The following is a 16,546-nucleotide window of genomic DNA, read 5'->3' as shown; positions in this document are numbered from 1 at the left end:
GTTGTGGTTCACATGTTTTTCTTCGCAGGTGCTCAATGCTAAAAGCGTTTAGTCGAGGAAACCAAACGCGGCTTATGGAATGCCTACGTTTATATTGACCTGCATCTGGCGTTTACCCTTGCGGCCGAGTGCGCCATGACTGGTGCTGTTCGACTCACTGTGGTGGTGAGTCGAATGACTTGGAGGTGAAAGTCCTCTACACACCCGGCAAGGGGAAGTGTTAGCCAGAGGCAAGGGTGCCGCGGGTGACTGCGAATTTGAAGGAAGCCCGAGGCTACTAGCCGGCGGCAAGAGGGACGCCGCAAGACGGCCCGCTCTCGCGGTTGCTGTCGAATATCCTGCTCTACGAACTCGACAAAGAGCTGGCGCGACGGGGCCATCGCTTCGTACGTTATGCCGACAATGCGAACATTTTGTGTGCGCAGTCGTCGGGCCGGCGAGCGAGTGTTGGCAGGCGTCGAGCGCCTCTTGAATCAGCATCGCGCAACCTGATGCGCTTGGAACTCAGTGAGGAACGTGCCTGTAAGTCGGCTTTTAATGGTCGTAGCCCATGGTGGAACTCGGGAGCCCGCCATATGAATCAGGTGCTACCGAAGAAACTGTGGGATCGTTTGGGATTGGTCTCGATACTGGATACGATAAACCGGCTTAATCGCATAACCTGAACCGTCGTATGCGGAACCGTACGTACGGTGGTGTGAGAGGGCGGCGGATGTAAATCCGCCTCCTGCTCGATGCTTTTGCAGGTCAGCCCAGTGCGGCAAGTTGTGCCACGGTTTCCGGAAAACGCGCCACCAGGCGTATAAGGGTGACGGCCTGGGCGTTGGGTTTGGCCCGGCCGACCGGGAGAGGTTGAGTTGCTGGCGCACGGCGATCACCTCGTCTGCGTGGCATAGGACAGTGTTGAGCCCATGAGTATCCCACTGACGCTCCTCGATCCAAATGTGGGAGCGGGCTTGCTCGCGAAGGCGATAGTGGTTGCACTGCATCTCTAATGTCTTCCCCCTGAAACGCAAAACGGCGCCCAAAGGCGCCGTTTTGCTTATTGCATCAATCTAAGCGATCAAACGCCCAACACCGCGTGCTGCACCAGGGTGAGCAACGGTTGTGGGTACACACCCAGGAAGAACGCGAGCAGGGCGATGGCCAGCAGCATCACGCCGCCTGCCTTCTGTTCCCAATGCAGCTCGGCATCCACACGGCGCAGGTTTGGCTCGATCAGGTACAGGGTGACCATCACGCGCAGGTAGTAGAACACGCCGATGGCGCTGCCCAGTACCAGGGAAGCAACCAGCCACCATTGATGAGCTTCGACACCGGTAGCGACGATGTAGAACTTGCCGATGAAGCCTGCGGTCAGCGGGATACCGGCAAGGGACAGCATCATTACGGTAAGTACGGCGGTCAGGTATGGACGGCGCCAGAACAGGCCACGGTATTCGTACAGGGCGTCGGCGTCACGGCCTTTATAAGGAGAGGACATCAGGGTGATCACGCCGAACGCGCCGAGGCTGGTGATCACGTAGGTGACCAGGTACACGCCGATGGCTTCCACGGCCAGGCCTTTGCTCGCCACCAGGGCGATCAGCAGGTAGCCGAAGTGGGCGATGGACGAATAACCCAGCAGACGCTTGAGGTTGTTCTGGGTCAGCGCCAGCAGGTTACCGAACAGGATCGACGCAATGGCGATCACGGTCAGCACGTTGCTCAGCACGCCGGTGTTGGCGGCAGGGGAGATCTGGAACAGACGCACCATCACCGCAAACACCGCCACTTTCGACGCAGTGGCCAGGAACGCCGCCACCGGCGCCGGGGCGCCTTCGTACACGTCCGGGGTCCACAGGTGGAACGGCACCAGCGACAACTTGAACGCCAGGCCGATCAGCATCATCGCCAGGCCCAGTTGGGCAATCGGCGCAGGGCTGTTGGTGGCGGCCAGGGCGTGGCCGATACCGCTGAAGCTCAGGCTGCCGGCTTCGGCGTAGAGCAGGGCCATACCGAACAACAGGAACGCGGAACCCGCGGCCGACAGCACCATGTACTTGATGCCGGCTTCCAGGGAGCGCTTGCTGAAGAAGGCATAGGCCACCAGACCGTAGGTCGGAATCGACAGCAGTTCCAGGCCGATGAACAAGCCGGCAAGGTGCTGTGCGCTGACCAGCACGATGCCACCGGCCGCAGCCAGCAGGATCAGCAGGTACAGCTCTTCCTTGTTACCCGGGTAGCCGGTGCCGCCTTCGCCGAGGTAGGCGTGGGCGAGGGTCACGCATGCCAGGGTCGCCACCAGGATCAGGGCGATGTACAGCAGCGCGAAGTCATCGACCATCATCAGCGGCGTGACCGCCAGTGGCGCGACCTTGAGGGCCGGGATGATCGACAACAGGGCCAGGTTCAAGCCGGCACAGGACAGCAGGAACGTTTGCGAGTGATTGCGGCGCCAGGCGATCGCCAGCATCACCACCACGATGGTGAGGCTGGTGATCAGCAGCGGCGCAAGCGCGATAAAGTGTTGGATCGTGAATTCCATAGCGCTCTTACCGGGCCGAAGCGAGTTGGGAGAAGGCGGTGCCGAACCACTGCTGCACGCCATGCATCGTTGCGGTAGAAGTGTCCAGGAACGGTTGCGGGTACACGCCGATGAAGATCAGCAATACCGCAAGGCCGAGCACCATGATCAGTTCGCGAGCATCCATACCGTGCAGGACGGTGTCCGACTTGGCCGGGCCGAAATACGCGCGGTGGATCATGATCAGCGAGTAGACCGAACCGAACACCAGGCCGGAAGTGGCGATGGCGCTGATCCATGGCGTCTGCACGAAGGCACCCATCAGGATCAGGAACTCGCCGATGAAGTTACCGGTACCCGGCAAGCCCAGGGACGCAGCGGCGAAGAACAGGCTGATCGCCGGCAGGTACGCGATGCGCGACCACACGCCACCCATTTCCCGCATGTCACGGGTGTGCAGGCGTTCGTACAACTGGCCACTCAGGATAAAGAGTGCAGCAGCCGAAACACCGTGGGCCAACATCTGGATCACCGCGCCTTGCAACGCCAGCTGGCTGCCGGAGTAGATGCCGATCAGTACGAAGCCCATGTGGGAAACGGACGAGAAGGCAATCAGACGCTTGATGTCGGTTTGTGCAAAGGCCAGGAACGCACCGTAGAAGATCCCGATCAGACCCAGGGTCATGGCAATCGGCGCGAACTCGGCCGAGGCATTCGGGAACAGCGGCAGGGCGAAACGCAGCAGGCCGTAGGCTGCCGTCTTCAGCAGGATACCGGCCAGGTCCACGGAACCGGCAGTCGGCGCCTGGGCGTGAGCGTCAGGCAACCAGGAGTGGAACGGCACCACCGGCAGCTTCACCGCGAAGGCGATGAAGAAACCGAGCATCAGGATGTACTCGGTGGTCAGCGACATCTTGGTCTTCAACAGGTCGGCGTAGTTGAAGGTAATCACGCCCGTGCTGTTGAAGTTGACCAGTACCAGGCCCAGGATCGCCACCAACATGATCAGGCCGGAAGCCTGGGTGAAGATGAAGAACTTGGTCGCCGCGTAGATCCGGGTTTTCTTGCCGTCCGAAGAACTGTGACCCCAGAGCGCGATGAGGAAGTACATCGGCACCAGCATCATTTCCCAGAAGAAGAAGAACATGAACAGGTCGAGGGCGAGGAACACGCCGACGACACCGCCCAGGATCCACATCAGGTTCAGGTGGAAGAAGCCCACGTGACGCTGGATCTCTTTCCAGGAGCAGAGTACCGAGAGGATACCCAGCAGGCCGGTCAGCAGGATCATCAACAGCGACAGGCCGTCGAGGGCCAGGTGCACGTTGATGCCGAAGCGCTGGATCCACACGTGCTTGAATTCAAGCGCGAAGGTGGGGTCGACACCCGGTGCCGGAGCAAATGAATAGTCGCCATGGGCCCACAGCCAGAGGCCGAGCGCGAGTTCCAGGGACATGGTCAGCAACGCAATCCAGCGGGGGAGGGTGGCGCCGAAGCGTTCACCCATCCAGCAGAGCAGGCCGCCGATGAAGGGGATCAGGATTAGCCAGGGCAGAATCATGACAGGCTCGTTTCCTTTCGCAAGTTCGCAAAGATCGCAATGTTCGCAATGTGCATAGACATGGTCAGACCGCTACCACAACGATGGCGCCAATCACCAGAACCGCACCGGCCGCCATGGAAGCTGCATACCAACGCAGTTGGCCCGTCTCGCTGCGGCTCAGGGCGGTGTGACCAGCCTTGGCGGCGCGCGGGATCAAACCGATGGTCTGGTCGAGCGGGTCTTTGCGCAGTACATGGCTGATGGCCAGGTAGGGCTTGACGAACAGTTTGTCGTAGATCCAGTCGAAGCCCCAGGCGGCGAACCACCAGGCCGACAGGAAGCGGCCAATGCCACTGTTGGCCACGGCGGTCACGAAGCGACGCTTGCCGAGGAACAGCAGGGCTGCCAGCAGGATACCGGCGATGGCAATGGCACCCGAGGCGATTTCCAGGCTGTGCTTGTCTGCGCCGCCGGCATGGCCGACGCTTTGTGGCAGTACACCGTGCAGAGGCGGGGTGATCATGGCGCCGATGAAGGTCGACAGGATGATCAGCACCGACAGTGGCAGCCAGTGGGAGATGCCGTGGCCTGCGTGCGCTTCGGTCTTGGCTTCACCGTGGAAGGTGATGAAGATCAGGCGGAAGGTGTACAGCGAGGTCATGAACGCACCTACCAGGCCTGCGTACAGCAGGTTCTGGTTTCCGCTGGCGAAGGCTTCCCAGAGAATCTCGTCCTTGGAGTAGAAACCGGCGGTCACCAGCGGCAGGGCTGCGAGCGCGGCACCACCGACGATGAAGCTGGCGTAGGCCAGTGGCAGTTTCTTCCACAGGCCGCCCATCTTGAAGATGTTCTGCTCGTGGTGGCAGGCCACGATCACCGCACCGGAAGCAAGGAACAGCAGCGCCTTGAAGAACGCGTGGGTCATCAGGTGGAAGATCGCCGCGTCCCAGGCACCAACGCCCAGGGCCAGGAACATGTAGCCGATCTGGCTCATGGTCGAATAGGCGAGGATGCGCTTGATGTCGGTCTGCACCAGCGCGGCGAAGCCGGCCAGTACCAGCGTCACGCCGCCCACTATGCCAACCAGGTGCAGGATGTCCGGCGCCAGGGTGAACAGGCCATGGGTACGGGCGATCAGGTAAACACCGGCGGTTACCATGGTGGCGGCGTGGATCAGTGCCGACACCGGGGTAGGACCGGCCATCGCGTCCGCCAGCCAGGTTTGCAGCGGCAGTTGCGCAGATTTACCCACAGCGCCGCCCAGCAGCATCAGGGTCGCCAGGGTGATCCAGAAGTCACCGACCTGGAATTTCTGCGGTGCCAGCACCAGCAGTTCCTGGATATTCAGCGTGCCCACCTGTTGGAACAGGATGAACAGGCCGATGGCCATGAACACGTCGCCGATGCGGGTAACGATGAATGCCTTGAGTGCCGCGTTACCGTTGTTGCGGTTGCTGTAGTAGAAACCGATCAACAGGTACGAGCACAGGCCCACGCCTTCCCAGCCGAAGTACAGGAACAACAGGTTATCGCCCAGCACCAGGAACAGCATGCTGGCGATAAACAGGTTGGTGTACGAGAAGAAGCGTGAGTAGCCCGCTTCACCGCGCATGTACCAGGACGCGAACAGGTGGATCAGGAAGCCCACGCCGACAACCACGCCCAGCATGGTGATCGACAGGCCGTCGACGTAGAGGGCGAAGTTGGGCTTGAAGCCCTCCACCGACATCCACTGCCACAGCACCAGGGTGTAGTGACCGCCTTCCGGCGGCGCCACGTTGAATTGCCAGATGACGTAGGCGGCAACAATCGCCGACAGGCCAATGGAACCCACACCCACCAGGGCAGAAAGGTTTTCCGACCAGCGTCCACGGGAGAACGACAGCAGCAGGAAACCGATCAGGGGGAATACGAAAGTCAGAAAGATCATGTTCATCCGCGCATCTCACTGGCAGCGTCGATATCAAGCGTGTGGAAGCGACGATACAGTTGCAGCAGAATCGCCAGGCCGATACTGGCCTCGGCGGCTGCCAGGCTGATCACCAGGATGAACATGACTTGTCCATCCGGCTGGCCCCAACGTGCACCCGCAACGATGAACGCCAACGCTGCAGCGTTCATCATGATTTCCAGGCTCATCAACACGAACAGAATGTTACGGCGCACCATCAGGCCGACCAGGCCAAGGCAGAACAGGATGCCGGCGACCGCCAGACCATGCTCCAAAGGGATAGCAGGCATCGTCATTGCTCCTTGGCTTCGTTGCGGCCCAAGTGGAAGGCGGTGATGGCTGCGGCGAGCAGCAGCATCGAAGCCAGTTCGACCACCAGCAGGTACGGGCCGAACAGGCTGATGCCCACGGCTTTCGCGTCTACGGTGGTGTGGCCGATGGCCTGGCCGCTCTGGTGAGCGAACAGCACATACAGCAGTTCACCCAGCAGCAGGGCTGCCAGGATCACCGGGCCGAGCCAGATGCCGGGCTTGAGCCAGACGCGTTCCTGGGCGACCGAAGCCGGCCCGAGGTTGAGCATCATCACCACAAACACGAACAGCACCATGATGGCGCCGGCGTAGGCGATCACTTCCAGTACACCGGCGAACGGTGCGCCGAGACTGAAAAAGGTCATGGCCACAGCGATCAGCGAAATGATCAGGTAGAGCAGGGCATGCACGGGGTTGGTGTTGGTGATCACGCGAAGCGTGGACACAACAGCGATACCCGATGCGAAATAGAAAGCGAATTCCATCTTTCTTCCTTAAGGCAGCAAGCTCTTCACGTTGATCGGCTCGGCTTCGTTTTGTGCGGCGCCTTTGGGCTTACCGGCAACGGCCATACCTGCAACACGATAGAAGTTGTAATCAGGGTTTTTACCGGGACCAGAGATCAGCAGATCTTCTTTCTCGTACACCAGGTCCTGACGTTTGAACTCGGCCATCTCGAAATCCGGTGTCAGCTGGATCGCGGTGGTCGGGCAAGCTTCCTCGCAGAGGCCGCAAAAAATGCAGCGCGAGAAGTTGATACGGAAGAAGTCCGGGTACCAGCGACCGTCTTCGGTTTCAGCTTTCTGCAGGGAGATGCAACCCACCGGGCACGCCACGGCGCACAGGTTGCAGGCTACGCAACGCTCTTCGCCATCGGGGTCGCGGGTCAGTACGATGCGGCCGCGATAGCGCGGCGGCAGGTATACCGCTTCTTCCGGGTATTGCAGGGTGTCGCGTTTGCGAAAGCCATGGCCGAAAACCATCACCAGGCTTCGCAACTGGGTACCGGTACCCTTAACGATGTCGCCAATATATTTGAACATGGGTCAAATCCTCACTGAACCGCGCCCGCTGGCGTGTTCAACAACACAACGGCAGCAGTCACCAGCAAATTGATCAGGGTCAGCGGCAGGCAGAAGCGCCAGCTGAAATCCATCACCTGGTCGTATCGTGGACGCGGAATGGAAGCGCGCAGCAGGATAAACAACATGATGAAGAACGCGGTCTTGAGGAAGAACCAGAAGAACGCCAACTGCGGCAGGATGCCGAACGGACCGTGCCAGCCGCCGAAGAACAGCGTGACCAGCAGGGCCGAGATCAAGATGATCCCGATGTATTCGCCAACGAAGAACATGCCCCACTTCATGCCGGCATATTCAATGTGGTAACCGTCGGCCAGTTCCTGTTCCGCTTCCGGCTGGTCGAACGGGTGACGGTGAGTCACGGCCACGCCAGCGATGAAGAAGGTACAGAAGCCGAAGAACTGCGGAATGATGAACCACAGGTTCTGCGCCTGGTACTCGACGATGTCGCGCATGTTGAACGAGCCGACCTGCACTACGATGCCCATCAGGGCAAGGCCCATGAACACTTCGTAAGACACGGTCTGGGCCGAAGCCCGCAAGCTGCCCAGCAGGGCGAACTTGTTGTTACTGGCCCAGCCAGCGAACAGCACCGCGTAGACCGACAAACCGGCCATGGCGAAGAAGAACAGCAAGCCGATGTTCAGGTCCGCCACGCCCCAGGTCGGGGTGATCGGGATGATCGCGAAGGCGATCAGCAAGGCGCTCATGGCCACGACCGGTGCCAGGGTGAAGATCACCTTGTCGGCAAACGGCGGAGTCCAGTCTTCCTTGAAGAACATTTTCAGCATGTCGGCCGCGATCTGGAACATACCGAATGGGCCAACGCGGTTCGGACCGTAACGGTCCTGCCACCAACCCAACAGGCGACGTTCGACGAAGCTGAGCAGGGCGCCCGCCACGACCACGGCCAACAGGATCACGATGGCCTTGACGACCGAGATGATCACGTCGATCACTTCAGGGGTGAACCAGGTCATTGCGCTGCCTCCTGCAGACCGTCAACGGTTTGGCCAAAGATCGCAGGCGGGATACCGGCGAGGCCTTTCGGCAGTGCAACCAGGCCGGCACCCAACTCTTCGTTGATACGCAGCGGCAGGCGCAGGGTCTGGCCGGCTACGTTCAAGCTGAGCAAGGCACCGTCGTTGACGCCCAGGCGGTCGGCTTCGGACTTGGCCACGGACACGTAGGCGGTCGGGATGCGCTCTTGAACCGGCGCGGCCTTGGAAGAGGTCTCTTCGCTGCCGAACAAGTGGAAGAACGGCACGACCTGCCAGGTGCCCGGGGCCGGGTTGAACGGCCGCGGTACCGCAGCGAACCAGTTCAGCGAGTCACCGGTGCTTTCGATCAGGCGTGTGCCCGGGTCGCCAGCACGGATGTGACCACCGACTTCGTCCTGGAACTTGTTCCAGGCCTGCGGCGAGTTCCAGCCCGGCGACCAGGCAAATGGCACTTGCTGACGCGGCTCGACCGAGCCCGAGTAACCTTCCATGGAGAAGGCGAACGCGGTGTCGATGTCTTGCGGGGTACGCGGTTCGTGCACGCTGATGTCAGCACGCATGGCGGTACGCCCGGAGTAGCGCAGCGGTTCACGGGCCAGTTTCATACCCTTGATGCGGAACGCGGCAGACGGTGCAGCGTCGACAATCCGGGCAAGCTGCGGCGCACTCGCGGCGGTGGCTGCGGTGACGTGGTCGAGCTGGGTCCAGTCGATCGGCTGGTTCAGCAGGGTGGCGCGCAGGGCATGCAGCCAGCGCCAGCCTTCGTGAACCAGGATGCTGGCGTCCATGTACTTCGGATCGAACACCTGGAAGAAGCGCTGGGCGCGACCTTCCTGGCTGACCAGGGTACCGTCGCCTTCGGCAAAGCTGGCGGCGGGCAGTACCAGGTCGGCGCGGTCGCTGGTGGCGGTCTTCTGGTGGTCGGCCACGATCAGGACCTTGGCGGCGTTCAGTGCAGCGTCAACCTTGGCGGCGTCGGTGCGGGTGTACAGGTCGTTTTCCAGCACCACGATGGCGTCGGCGTTGCCGTCGGTCACCGCTTGCAGGGCTGCGTCCAGGGACTCGCCACCGAGCATCGCCAGGCCAAGGCTGTTGGCTTCCGGCACCACCAGGCTGATGGAGCCGTTCTTGTCGCGCAGCTTCAGGGCCTTGGCGATGTTGGCGGCGGCTTCGATCAGCGCCTTGGAACCCAACGAGGTGCCGGCAATGATCAAGGGACGCTTGGCCGCCAGCAGAGCGTCGGCGATGCGCTGGGCCAGTTCAACGGCTTCAGCGTCCAGGCCTTCGACGGCAGGCGCGCTGGCGTCGAGGGCGTGGGCCACGGCGAAACCGATACGGGCCAGGTCATCCGGCGCTGCGTGTACGCATTCTTCGGCGATATCGTCGAGCTTGGTTTCAGCCAGGCTTGCGATAAACAGCGGGTTCAGCGCGTGCTGGCCGATGTTTTTCACCGCGGCGTCGAGCCACGGCTGCACGCGCATGGCGTCGGCCATCTCTTCGGCCTTGCCTTTGACCGACTGGCGCAGCGACAGCGCGATGCGTGCGGCGGTCTGGGTCAGGTCTTCACCGAGTACGAAGATGGCGTCGTGGTCTTCGATGTCGCGCATGTTCGGCACCGGCAGCGGGCTGTCGTTCAGCACTTGCAGGACCAGGCGGATGCGCTCCAGTTCACCGGCTTCGATGCCGGAGTAGAAGTGCTCGGCACCCACCAGCTCGCGCAACGCGTAGTTGCTTTCGAGGCTGGCACGCGGCGAACCGATACCGACGATGTTGCGCCCGCGCAGCAGGTCAGCGGCTTTATCCAGCGCCGCGTCCAGGCTCAGCTTGGCGCCATCGGCCAGCAGCGGCTGGCGTGGGCGGTCTTCGCGGTTGACGTAGCCATAGCCGAAACGGCCACGGTCGCACAGGAAGTACTGGTTGACCGAACCGTTGAAGCGGTTTTCGATCCGACGCAGTTCGCCGTAGCGCTCGCCCGGGGAAATGTTGCAACCGCTGGAGCAGCCATGGCAGATGCTCGGCGAGAACTGCATGTCCCACTTACGGTTGTAGCGCTCGGAGTGGGTCTTGTCGGTGAACACACCGGTCGGGCAGACCTCGGTGAGGTTGCCGGAGAACTCGCTTTCGAGCACGCCGTCTTCAACGCGACCGAAGTACACGTTGTCGTGGGCGCCGAATACGCCCAGGTCGGTGCCGCCGGCATAGTCTTTATAGAAGCGCACGCAACGGTAGCAGGCGATGCAGCGGTTCATCTCGTGGGAGATGAACGGGCCGAGGTCCTGGTTCTGGTGGGTACGCTTGGTGAAGCGATAACGGCGCTCGTTGTGGCCGGTCATCACCGTCATGTCTTGCAGGTGGCAGTGACCGCCTTCCTCACAGACCGGGCAGTCGTGGGGGTGGTTGGTCATCAGCCATTCGACAACACTGGCGCGGAACGCCTTGGATTCTTCATCTTCGATGGAGATCCAGGTGTTGTCGGTGGCTGGGGTCATGCAGGACATGACGATACGACCACGGGTGTCGTTCTCGTCGGTGTATTGCTTGACCGCACACTGGCGACAGGCACCGACGCTACCGAGAGCGGGGTGCCAGCAGAAATACGGGATATCAAGGCCGAGTGACAGACACGCCTGTAACAGGTTGTCCGCCCCATCGACTTCGAGCGCTTTGCCGTCTACGTGGATAGTGGCCATGGTTCAAAGTTCTTCGTTGGCCCGTTGTCAGCGGGCGTGGCTAATGGAATCTTGTTATTCATGGGCATCAACACAGCCTTTACGGCGTCAGCCCATGAGCAGGCGAAGGGCACGGACCCTGCGCCTGTTTAAGCGTTACGCGCCGACTACGATCGGCCTTGCCAGAGGCGGGACGGCGGCGCTGGTAGGCGCGATGCCGGCTTCGAACTCCGAGCGGAAGTATTTGATTGCGCTGCCCAATGGCTCCACGGCGCCCGGTGCGTGAGCACAGAAGGTCTTGCCCGGGCCGAGGAAACCGACCAGACCCAGCAGGGTCTCGATATCACCCTCGCGGCCCTCGCCGTTTTCCAGGGCCATCAGCAGCTTGACGCTCCATGGCAGGCCGTCGCGGCATGGGGTGCAGAAGCCGCAGGATTCGCGGGCAAAGAACTGCTCCATGTTGCGCAGCAATGACACCATGTTCACGGTGTTGTCGACCGCCATCGCCAGGCCGGTACCCATCCGGGTGCCCACCTTGCCGATGCCGCCGGCATACATTTGTGCGTCGAGGTGCTCAGGGAGCAGGAAACCGGTACCGGCGCCGCCTGGCTGCCAGGCTTTCAAGGTGTAGCCGTCGCGCATGCCGCCGGCGTAGTCCTCGAACAGCTCGCGTGCGGTCACGCCGAACGGCAGCTCCCACAGGCCAGGGTTCTTGACCTTGCCGGAGAAGCCCATGAGCTTGGTGCCCATGTCTTCACTGCCTTCGCGAGCCAAGGATTTGTACCAGTCCACGCCGTCGGCAATGATCGCCGGCACGTTGCACAGGGTCTCGACGTTGTTCACGCAAGTCGGCTTGCCCCACACGCCCACGGCGGCAGGGAAGGGCGGCTTGGAGCGCGGGTTGGCGCGGCGGCCTTCGAGGGAGTTGATCAGTGCGGTTTCTTCACCGCAGATGTAACGCCCGGCGCCGGTGTGTACGAACAGCTCGAAGTCAAAACCGGAACCGAGGATGTTCTTGCCCAGCAGGCCGGCGGCCTTGGCTTCTTCCACGGCACGGGTCAGGTGCTTGGCGGCGGTGGTGTATTCGCCACGCAGGAAGATGTAGCCACGGTAGGTTTTCAGCGCGCGGGCGCTGATCAGCATGCCTTCGATCAGCAGATGGGGCAGTTGCTCCATCAGCATGCGGTCTTTCCAGGTGTTGGGCTCCATTTCATCCGCGTTGCACAGCAGGTAGCGGATGTTGATGGATTCGTCCTTGGGCATCAGGCCCCACTTCACGCCCGTGGGGAAGCCCGCACCGCCGCGGCCTTTGAGGCCGGCATCTTTGACGGTCTGGACGATGTCGTCCTGAGCCATGTCGGCGAAGGCTTTACGCGCAGCGGCGTAACCGTTCTTGGCCTGGTACTCGTCAAGCCATACAGGCTCGCCGTCGTCGCGCAGACGCCAGGTCAGCGGGTGGGTCTCAGGCGAACGCTTGATCAGGTTGGCCGGGCCGAAAGAAGTCAGGGTCATGGGTAGCCCTCGAGCAATTGGGTCACGCCAGCAGGCTGCACGTCACCGAATGTGTCGTCGTCGATCATCAACGCCGGCGCCTTGTCACAGTTGCCCAGGCAGCACACCGGCAGCAGCGTGAAGCGGCCGTCCGGGGTAGTCTGGCCCAGGCCGATGCCCAGTTTGTTCTGGATTTCGCTGACCACGGATTCATGGCCGCCGATGTAGCAGACCATGCTGTCGCACACGCGAATGATGTGGCGGCCGACCGGCTGGCGGAAGATCTGGCTGTAGAACGTCGCCACGCCTTCAACATCGCTGGCGGGGATGCCGAGGATCTCGCCGATGGCGTAGAGGGCGCCGTCCGGCACCCAGCCACGTTCCTTCTGGACGATCTTCAAGGCTTCGATCGACGCCGCGCGCGGGTCTTCGTAGTGATGCAGCTCGTGCTCGATGGCCGAGCGCTCGGTTTCACTGAGGGTGAAACGGTCTGTCTGGATAAGCGTGCTGTTCATGCTTAGCGGTCCACGTCGGCCATAACGAAATCGATACTACCCAGGTACGCAATCAAGTCCGCGACCATCTCGCCTTTGATCACCGAAGGGATCTGCTGCAAGTGGGCAAAGCTTGGGGTACGAATCCGGGTGCGGTAGCTCATGGTGCCGCCATCGCTCGTCAGGTAATAACTGTTGATACCCTTGGTCGCTTCGATCATCTGGAAGGACTCGTTGGCCGGCATGACCGGGCCCCACGAAACTTGCAGGAAGTGCGTGATCAGGGTTTCGATGTGCTGCAGCGTGCGCTCTTTGGGCGGCGGCGTGGTCAGCGGGTGATCTGCCTTGTACGGGCCGGCCGGCATGTTGCGCATGCACTGCTCGATGATTTTCAGGCTCTGGCGCATTTCTTCGACGCGCACGATGCAACGGTCGTAGGCATCGCCGTTGGCCGACAGCGGGACTTCGAATTCGAAGTTCTCGTAGCCTGAGTACGGGCGTGCTTTACGCAAGTCGAAATCGCAACCGGTCGAACGCAAGCCAGCACCGGTGACGCCCCATTCCAGGGCTTCTTTGGTGTTGTAGGCGGCGACGCCGATGGTGCGACCTTTGAGGATGCTGTTATCCAGCGCAGCCTTCTGGTACTCGTCCAGACGCTTGGGCATCCAGTCGATGAATTCCTTGACCAGACGTTCCCAGCCATTCGGCAGGTCGTGGGCAACACCGCCGATACGGTACCAGGCCGGGTGCAGGCGGAAACCGGTGATGGCTTCGATGACCTTGTAGGCGCGCTGACGGTCGGTGAAGGTGAAGAACACCGGGGTCATGGCGCCGACGTCCTGGATATAGGTACCCAGGAACAGCAGGTGGCTGGTTATGCGGAAGAACTCGGCCATCATGATGCGGATGGTGTCGACGCGGTCCGGCACCTTGATACCGGCCAGCTTCTCGACCGAGAGCACGTACGGCAGGTTGTTCATCACGCCGCCGAGGTAGTCGATACGGTCGGTGTACGGGATGAAGCTGTGCCACGACTGGCGCTCGGCCATCTTCTCGGCACCACGGTGGTGGTAGCCGATGTCCGGCACGCAGTCGACGATTTCTTCGCCGTCCAGTTGCAGGATGATACGGAAGGCACCGTGAGCCGAAGGGTGGTTCGGGCCCAGGTTGAGAAACATGTAGTCCTCGTTGGTGCCGGAACGCTTCATGCCCCAGTCTTCCGGACGGAAGCGCGCCGCTTCTTCTTCAAGCTGCTGCTTGGCCAGGTTGAGGCTGAACGGGTCGAATTCGGTGGCGCGCGCAGGGAAGTCCTTGCGCAGCGGGTGACCTTCCCAGGTCGGCGGCATCATGATGCGCGTCAGGTGCGGGTGGCCCGGGAAGTCGATGCCGAACATGTCCCAGACTTCGCGTTCGTACCAGCTGGCGTTTGGCCAGATGCCGGTCACGGTCGGGATGCTCAGGTCGCTCTCGCTCAGGGCGACCTTGATCATCACGTCGCTGTTACGTTCCAGCGACATCAGGTGGTAGAACACGGTGAAATCGGCACCGCTCGGCAGCCCCTGGCGCTTGGTGCGCAGGCGCTCGTCCACGCCATGCAGGTCATAGAGCATGACGTACGGCTTGGGCAGGTTGCGCAGGAAGGTCAGGACTTCGACGAGCTTGGCGCGCGCCACCCACAGCACCGGCATACCGGTGCGTGTGGCCTGGGCGGTGAAGGCGTCAGGGCCAAAACGGTTATTGAGTTCGACGACCACATCCTGGTCGTCTGCCTTATAAGGCGGGATGCGTCGAGCACTGCCTGTAGTCATGGTTTTTTTATCGCTTTCGGTCAACGTAAAGAATGAAGCCAGGTGTTCGTTCTATAAAAGAAGCGGTCTGGATCAGACTTCGTCAGGGCTGCGCAGATTGGTGACTGCGATTCGCTGTTCGCGGCGCTGTTCCTTTTGCGAAGGCATCTCGGCGCGGTACACGCCTTGATCGCCTACGACCCAGGAAAGCGGGCGACGCTCCTTGCCAATCGATTCCTGCAACAGCATCAAGCCTTGCAGAAAAGCTTCAGGGCGGGGCGGGCAGCCAGGCACGTAGACGTCCACGGGCAGGAACTTGTCCACCCCTTGAACGACGGAGTAGATGTCGTACATGCCACCGGAGTTGGCGCACGAACCCATGGAGATAACCCACTTCGGCTCGAGCATTTGCTCGTAGAGACGCTGAATGATCGGCGCCATCTTGATAAAGCAGGTTCCGGCGATAACCATGAAATCCGCCTGGCGCGGCGATGCCCGAATAACTTCGGCGCCAAAGCGCGCGATGTCGTGGGGCGCCGTGAAGGCGGTCGTCATTTCCACGTAGCAGCACGAAAGACCGAAGTTGTACGGCCACAGGGAGTTTTTACGCCCCCAGTTGACCGCGCCACTCAGCACGTCTTCGAGCTTGCCCATGTAGATGTTTTTGTGGACTTGGTCTTCTAACGGGTCGGAAACGGTTTCCCGTTCGCCGATGGGGTACTGCTCGTTAGGAGCATCCGGGTCGATCCTGGTGAGATTGTATTGCATCGCCAAAGCCTCATTGTTTCAGCTTCGCTTGCCGCTTACGACGAGCTTCCGGAGCCCAGTCAAGGGCGCCCACTCGGAATAGGTAGACAAGGCCTGCCAACAGAATTGCTATGAAAACGAGAGCTTCGACGAATCCGGTCCAGCCGCTTTCGCGAACAGACACAGACCAGGCAAAGAGAAAGAGGGCTTCGATATCGAAGATCACGAACAGCATCGCGACCAGATAGAATTTGGCTGAGAGCCGCAAGCGGGCGCCACCTGTAGGTAGCATGCCGGACTCGAACGGTTCGTTTTTGCTGCGGCCCCAAGCTTTTGACCCGAGGAGGCTGGAGACGCCGAGCATGAAGGCGCAAAGGCCGACAACACCGAGGAGGAAAATGGCAAAGCCCCAGTTGTGGGCCATGAGTCCTGTCGCTTCGGTCATGCTGGAAATCCTTAACAGAGAGCAAAGGTCTCTGAGCTCGAAAAAGTAACGATGCAGTGACGATATGTCGCAGCGCAATCAATCGCGGTGATTTTATGGCTAAACACCGGGCAAGTAAAATTCCTGGGGTGAAATTATTCGGTGGAATAAGCACATAGTGCACCTTTATGAGGCTGTAGCCCTTGTGGGGCGGGGATTAGCGGGCTTTTGAACAATTAAGTTTTGTTTGACCTGTAACGAAGTTTTTAGGGTCTAAATGATAATGAATATTGTTTGCGTGGAGGTTTAAGCGATTGTTTCTCATGCAGCGGGGGAAGTTGCCGTTACTTGTGCGATTGTCGTTAGTTGCTGGAACGGATCTTTTAACTGATTTGAATCAAGCAAATACCGCTCTAGGGAAACTCTGAAAAAGACTTTCTGATTTGGCAAAATACCGCGACCCCACCCACCGAGTTTCCCGATGAAGCAGATGACCTTCGCCGACGCCGAGTACGCTGGCAAGCGCAAGCAAACCCGCAA

General features: G+C 60.7%; 14 protein-coding genes and 2 pseudogenes. 1 reads left to right on the top strand and 15 read right to left on the bottom strand.

The window, feature by feature from the left end:
- Window positions 1–293: 293 nt before the first annotated feature.
- A pseudogene (locus JFT66_RS29855) lies at window positions 294–665 on the top strand (hypothetical protein); the annotation flags it as partial.
- 82 nt (window positions 666–747) lie between these two features.
- On the opposite strand, the pseudogene JFT66_RS20040 reads toward JFT66_RS29855, so the two are convergent.
- From JFT66_RS20040 to JFT66_RS29850, 15 genes and pseudogenes are all read right to left on the bottom strand, one after another.
- A pseudogene (locus tag JFT66_RS20040) lies at window positions 748–887 on the bottom strand (transcriptional regulator); the annotation flags it as partial.
- Window positions 888–1,063: 176 nt separating this feature from the next.
- A complete protein-coding gene (gene nuoN, locus JFT66_RS20035; protein ID WP_034120263.1) occupies window positions 1,064–2,527 on the bottom strand; it encodes an NADH-quinone oxidoreductase subunit NuoN in 1,464 nt (487 codons plus the stop codon).
- 7 nt (window positions 2,528–2,534) lie between these two features.
- Window positions 2,535–4,067: an NADH-quinone oxidoreductase subunit M gene (nuoM, locus tag JFT66_RS20030; RefSeq protein ID WP_198859950.1), complete on the bottom strand. Its 1,533-nt coding sequence runs from the start codon at window positions 4,065–4,067 to the stop codon at window positions 2,535–2,537.
- Window positions 4,068–4,131: 64 nt separating this feature from the next.
- Window positions 4,132–5,985 carry an NADH-quinone oxidoreductase subunit L gene (gene nuoL, locus JFT66_RS20025; protein WP_034120259.1) on the bottom strand — a complete coding sequence of 618 codons (1,854 nt, stop codon included), beginning with the start codon at window positions 5,983–5,985 and terminating at the stop codon, window positions 4,132–4,134.
- A complete protein-coding gene (gene nuoK, locus JFT66_RS20020) occupies window positions 5,982–6,290 on the bottom strand; it encodes an NADH-quinone oxidoreductase subunit NuoK (RefSeq protein ID WP_003174727.1) in 309 nt (102 codons plus the stop codon). The genes nuoL and nuoK overlap by 4 nt, the downstream gene beginning before the upstream one ends.
- 2 nt (window positions 6,291–6,292) lie before the next feature.
- On the bottom strand, window positions 6,293–6,796 hold the full coding sequence (gene nuoJ / locus JFT66_RS20015; RefSeq protein ID WP_003219561.1) for an NADH-quinone oxidoreductase subunit J: 504 nt from the start codon (window positions 6,794–6,796) through the stop codon (window positions 6,293–6,295).
- A gap of 9 nt (window positions 6,797–6,805) precedes the next feature.
- Window positions 6,806–7,354: an NADH-quinone oxidoreductase subunit NuoI gene (nuoI, locus tag JFT66_RS20010; protein ID WP_003174725.1), complete on the bottom strand. Its 549-nt coding sequence runs from the start codon at window positions 7,352–7,354 to the stop codon at window positions 6,806–6,808.
- 11 nt (window positions 7,355–7,365) lie between these two features.
- Window positions 7,366–8,373, bottom strand: coding sequence for an NADH-quinone oxidoreductase subunit NuoH (gene nuoH / locus JFT66_RS20005; RefSeq protein WP_017737147.1), 1,008 nt, complete (start codon window positions 8,371–8,373; stop codon window positions 7,366–7,368).
- The gene (gene nuoG, locus JFT66_RS20000) at window positions 8,370–11,084 is read right to left on the bottom strand and encodes an NADH-quinone oxidoreductase subunit NuoG (protein WP_198859949.1); all 2,715 of its coding nucleotides are present in this window, start codon (window positions 11,082–11,084) and stop codon (window positions 8,370–8,372) included. The genes nuoH and nuoG overlap by 4 nt, the downstream gene beginning before the upstream one ends.
- 135 nt (window positions 11,085–11,219) lie before the next feature.
- Window positions 11,220–12,575, bottom strand: a complete 1,356-nt coding sequence (nuoF, locus tag JFT66_RS19995) for an NADH-quinone oxidoreductase subunit NuoF (RefSeq protein WP_153839299.1) — start codon at window positions 12,573–12,575, stop codon at window positions 11,220–11,222.
- On the bottom strand, window positions 12,572–13,069 hold the full coding sequence (gene nuoE / locus JFT66_RS19990) for an NADH-quinone oxidoreductase subunit NuoE (protein ID WP_003174721.1): 498 nt from the start codon (window positions 13,067–13,069) through the stop codon (window positions 12,572–12,574). Before nuoE ends, nuoF begins: the two co-directional genes overlap by 4 nt.
- 2 nt (window positions 13,070–13,071) lie before the next feature.
- A complete protein-coding gene (gene nuoC / locus JFT66_RS19985; RefSeq protein ID WP_198859948.1) occupies window positions 13,072–14,856 on the bottom strand; it encodes an NADH-quinone oxidoreductase subunit C/D in 1,785 nt (594 codons plus the stop codon).
- A gap of 72 nt (window positions 14,857–14,928) precedes the next feature.
- Window positions 14,929–15,603, bottom strand: coding sequence for a NuoB/complex I 20 kDa subunit family protein (locus JFT66_RS19980; RefSeq protein WP_003174719.1), 675 nt, complete (start codon window positions 15,601–15,603; stop codon window positions 14,929–14,931).
- 10 nt (window positions 15,604–15,613) lie between these two features.
- Window positions 15,614–16,027: an NADH-quinone oxidoreductase subunit A gene (locus tag JFT66_RS19975; protein ID WP_003219575.1), complete on the bottom strand. Its 414-nt coding sequence runs from the start codon at window positions 16,025–16,027 to the stop codon at window positions 15,614–15,616.
- 300 nt (window positions 16,028–16,327) lie between these two features.
- The coding region (locus tag JFT66_RS29850) for a hypothetical protein (RefSeq protein WP_233097153.1) at window positions 16,328–16,546 on the bottom strand (219 nt) is incomplete at its 5' end.

Source organism: Pseudomonas sp. MF6755 (assembly GCF_016405635.1).
GTDB lineage: Bacteria > Pseudomonadota > Gammaproteobacteria > Pseudomonadales > Pseudomonadaceae > Aquipseudomonas > Aquipseudomonas haemolytica.
This window is presented reverse-complemented; position numbering and strand designations above follow the sequence as displayed.

Coding starts and splice junctions, on each gene's coding strand:
- nuoK (WP_003174727.1), bottom strand. CDS start 6,290: ATGCCTGCTATCCCTTTGGAGCATGGTCTGGCGGTCGCCGGCATCCTG.
- nuoJ (WP_003219561.1), bottom strand. CDS start 6,796: ATGGAATTCGCTTTCTATTTCGCATCGGGTATCGCTGTTGTGTCCACG.
- nuoM (WP_198859950.1), bottom strand. CDS start 4,067: ATGATTCTGCCCTGGCTAATCCTGATCCCCTTCATCGGCGGCCTGCTC.
- JFT66_RS19975 (WP_003219575.1), bottom strand. CDS start 16,027: ATGACCGAAGCGACAGGACTCATGGCCCACAACTGGGGCTTTGCCATT.
- nuoL (WP_034120259.1), bottom strand. CDS start 5,985: ATGAACATGATCTTTCTGACTTTCGTATTCCCCCTGATCGGTTTCCTG.
- JFT66_RS19980 (WP_003174719.1), bottom strand. CDS start 15,603: ATGCAATACAATCTCACCAGGATCGACCCGGATGCTCCTAACGAGCAG.
- nuoH (WP_017737147.1), bottom strand. CDS start 8,373: ATGACCTGGTTCACCCCTGAAGTGATCGACGTGATCATCTCGGTCGTC.
- nuoC (WP_198859948.1), bottom strand. CDS start 14,856: ATGACTACAGGCAGTGCTCGACGCATCCCGCCTTATAAGGCAGACGAC.
- nuoF (WP_153839299.1), bottom strand. CDS start 12,575: ATGACCCTGACTTCTTTCGGCCCGGCCAACCTGATCAAGCGTTCGCCT.
- nuoI (WP_003174725.1), bottom strand. CDS start 7,354: ATGTTCAAATATATTGGCGACATCGTTAAGGGTACCGGTACCCAGTTG.
- nuoG (WP_198859949.1), bottom strand. CDS start 11,084: ATGGCCACTATCCACGTAGACGGCAAAGCGCTCGAAGTCGATGGGGCG.
- nuoE (WP_003174721.1), bottom strand. CDS start 13,069: ATGAACAGCACGCTTATCCAGACAGACCGTTTCACCCTCAGTGAAACC.
- nuoN (WP_034120263.1), bottom strand. CDS start 2,527: ATGGAATTCACGATCCAACACTTTATCGCGCTTGCGCCGCTGCTGATC.